Genomic DNA, 3,043 nt, shown 5'->3' on the forward strand with positions numbered 1-3,043 from the left:
ACGGCGCCCTCGCCGTAGCCCATCAGCACGTAGTTCGCGACCCACACCGGCAGCGGCTCGCCCGTCAGCGGATGGCGTACGAAGCTCCCCGTGGCGAGCCCCTTCTTCTCCTGCGTCGCGAGTTCGGCCTCGGTCACGCCGCCGCGGCGGCATTCCTCGACGAATGCGGCAACTGCGGAATTCGTCTCCGCGGCACGCAATGCGATCGGATGCTCCGCGGCGACCGCGACATAGGTCGCGCCGAGGAGCGTGTCGGCACGCGTCGTGAACACGCGGATGTCGTCGCCCGCGTCGATGTCCGGGAACACGATCTCCGCGCCCTCGGAGCGGCCGATCCAGTTCGCCTGCATGAGCCGCACGCGCTCCGGCCAGCCCGCGAGGCCATCGAGCGCGGCGAGCAGTTCCTCCGCGTAGCGCGTGATGCCGAGGTAGTACATCGGGATCTCGCGCTTCTCGACCGGCGCGCCCGTGCGCCAGCCGCAGCCGTCGATGACCTGCTCGTTGGCCAGCACGGTCTGGTCGACCGGATCCCAGGTCACGACGCCAGTCGTCTTGTAAGCAACGCCCTTCTCGAGCATGCGCAGGAACAGCCACTGGTTCCAGCGATAGTACGCGGGGTCGCAGGTCGCGACCTCTCGACGCCAGTCGATCGCGAAGCCGAGCGCCTTCAGCTGGCGCTTCATGTACGCGATGTTGTCCCAGGTCCACTTCGCCGGCGGCACGCCGTTCGCCATTGCGGCGTTCTCGGCCGGCAGGCCGAACGCATCCCAGCCCATCGGCTGCAGCACGTTCGCACCCTGCATGCGCATGAAGCGCGACAGCACGTCGCCGATCGTGTAGTTGCGCACGTGGCCCATGTGCAGCCGCCCGCTCGGGTACGGGAACATGGACAGGCAGTAGTACTTCGGGCGGGCCGGATCTTCAGTGACGGCGAACGAGGCGTGCTCGTCCCAGTGGCACCGGGCGGCGGCTTCGACGGCTGCGGGTTCGTAGCGTTCTTCCATGGGCCTGGACGGGAATGCGGGTCGGGAACGGGGCGGCAAGGATATCAGGAGGCCGTCCGGGCCGGGCCGCCGCGGCGCCTCCCGGTGAGCGCGATGGCGAGCCCGCACCACGCGAGGACCAGCACGGGCCAGTTCCCCGTGCGCGCGTAGGGCGTGACACCGGTCATCGGCGTCACCCGCGCCCGCAGGATTTCGGGCACGAACTGCGGAGCGCGGGCGACGACCCGGCCATCCGGCGCGATGATGGCCGTGATGCCGTTCGAGGTCGCGCGCGCGAGGTAGCGACCCGCTTCGCGGGCGCGGAACCGCGCCATCTGGAGCTGCTGATGCGGCGCGGTGGAATCGCCGAACCAGGCATTGTTCGTCACGTTCACCAGGAGCTCCGACTCGCCCAGTGTCGCGAGCTGCTCCGATCCGTAGGCATCCTCGTAGCAGATGGTCGGTGCGATGTGGATGCCCGCGGCAGAGAGGGGCGCCTGGCGCTCGGCACCCGGCGACATGTCGACATAAGGCAGGCTCATGAGCCGCATCCACCCGCGCACGAATTTCGGCACCGGGAAGAACTCGCCGAACGGCACGAGACGACGCTTGTAGTACCAGGTCGTCCCGTCCGAGAACGCGACCATGCCGTTGTAGAAGCGGTTGGTCGCGAAGTCGAGGCGGAGCAGGCCGAGGATCAGGTCCGAGCCGTGCGCGCGGGCGTCACGCCAGATGGCGTCCAGGTAGTCCGACGCTTCGTGGGCGAGCACGGGCAGCGCCGCCTCGGGCCACACGATCAGCCTGGCGCCGAGGGCCTTGCGCGTCATGTCGCGGTAGAGGTCCAGTGTGGCGGCACGGTTGTCGTCCTGCCACTTGAGGTCCTGCGGGATCGCGCCCTGCAGCAGCGCGACATCGAAGGGCGCGCCTGCAGGCCGCGTATAGCTGCGACCGTCGAGCACCACGCTGCCGCCGGCCGCCGTGACGAGCACGATCGCCGCGGCGATGCGCGCCCGACCCGGCATGCAGGCCATCACGACGAGCGCTGCTGCCACGAGCAGCGTCACGAGCGTCACACCGTGCACGCCCGCAACCGGCGCCAGCGCCGCGAGCGGCGTGTCGCTCTGCGAATAGCCGAGCTGCAGCCACGGGAAGCCGCTGAACAGCCAGCCACGCGTCCAGTCGACGAGCAGCCAGGCGCAGGGCACGCCTAAGAGCATTCCCACCGGTGTCGCCGGCCGTAGCCAGCGCGCGGTCGCGTATCCCAGCAGCCCGTAATAGGAGGCCATCAGCGCGACGAGACCGAGCATGAGGAACAGGGCCAGCCACACCGGTGCGAGGCCGAAGACGTGGATCGCCGTGTACAGCCAGTAGGTGCCCGGCACGAACATGCCGGCTGCCCAGAGGAAACCGAGCCGGAACGCCTCGCGAGGTGTTGCGTCCCGCCACAGCCACATGACCAGCGCCGGCCCGAGGAAGGCGAATGGCCACCAGGACGAGGGCGCGAACGCCAGCACGGTTGCGACCCCGCCGGCCACGGCAGCGACCCGTGCGCCACGCGGCCCCAGGGCCGCACTGCCCACCGGGAAGGCCATCAGCGCCGGGGGCCTTCGGAACCGCGTCCGCGCGACGGGGGCTCGAGCGGCGTGATCACGCGCAGTACATCGATGCGGCGGCGATCGGCGCGCAGCACGCGGAACTCCACGCCGTCGAGCGTCACCGACTCACCGCGGCGCGGCAGCTGGCCGAAGGCATGCATCACCAGACCACCGATGGTGTCGAACTCGTCGTCGGGGAAATCGGTGGCGAAATACTCGTTGAAATCGTCGATGCGCGTGAGTGCGCGAACCGTGAACTGGCGATCGCCCTCGCGCCGGATGGTCTGGTCATCCTCGACGTCGTATTCGTCGGCGATCTCGCCGACGATCTCCTCGATGACGTCCTCGATGGTGACGAGACCCGCCACGCCGCCGTACTCGTCGACCACGATGGCCATGTGGTTCCGGCTGGCGCGGAACTCCTTGAGCAGCACGTCGAGGCGCTTGCTCTCGGGCACGAACACC

Annotated in this window: 3 protein-coding genes; all 3 read right to left on the minus strand. The window is 69.3% G+C overall.

Going from position 1 to position 3,043, the window contains the following annotated elements:
• Window positions 1-1,004 (minus strand): class I tRNA ligase family protein (locus IT182_19685; GenBank protein ID MCC6165572.1); only part of this gene is annotated, 1,004 nt, incomplete at its 3' end.
• 44 nt (window positions 1,005-1,048) lie between these two features.
• Window positions 1,049-2,518 (minus strand): apolipoprotein N-acyltransferase, encoded by a 1,470-nt coding sequence (gene lnt / locus IT182_19690; GenBank protein MCC6165573.1) that lies wholly within the window; start codon window positions 2,516-2,518, stop codon window positions 1,049-1,051.
• Between the two features lie 56 nt (window positions 2,519-2,574).
• Window positions 2,575-3,043 (minus strand): CBS domain-containing protein (locus tag IT182_19695; protein MCC6165574.1); only part of this gene is annotated, 469 nt, incomplete at its 5' end.

Source organism: Acidobacteriota bacterium (assembly GCA_020845575.1).
Classification (GTDB): Bacteria; Acidobacteriota; Vicinamibacteria; order Vicinamibacterales; family Vicinamibacteraceae; genus Luteitalea.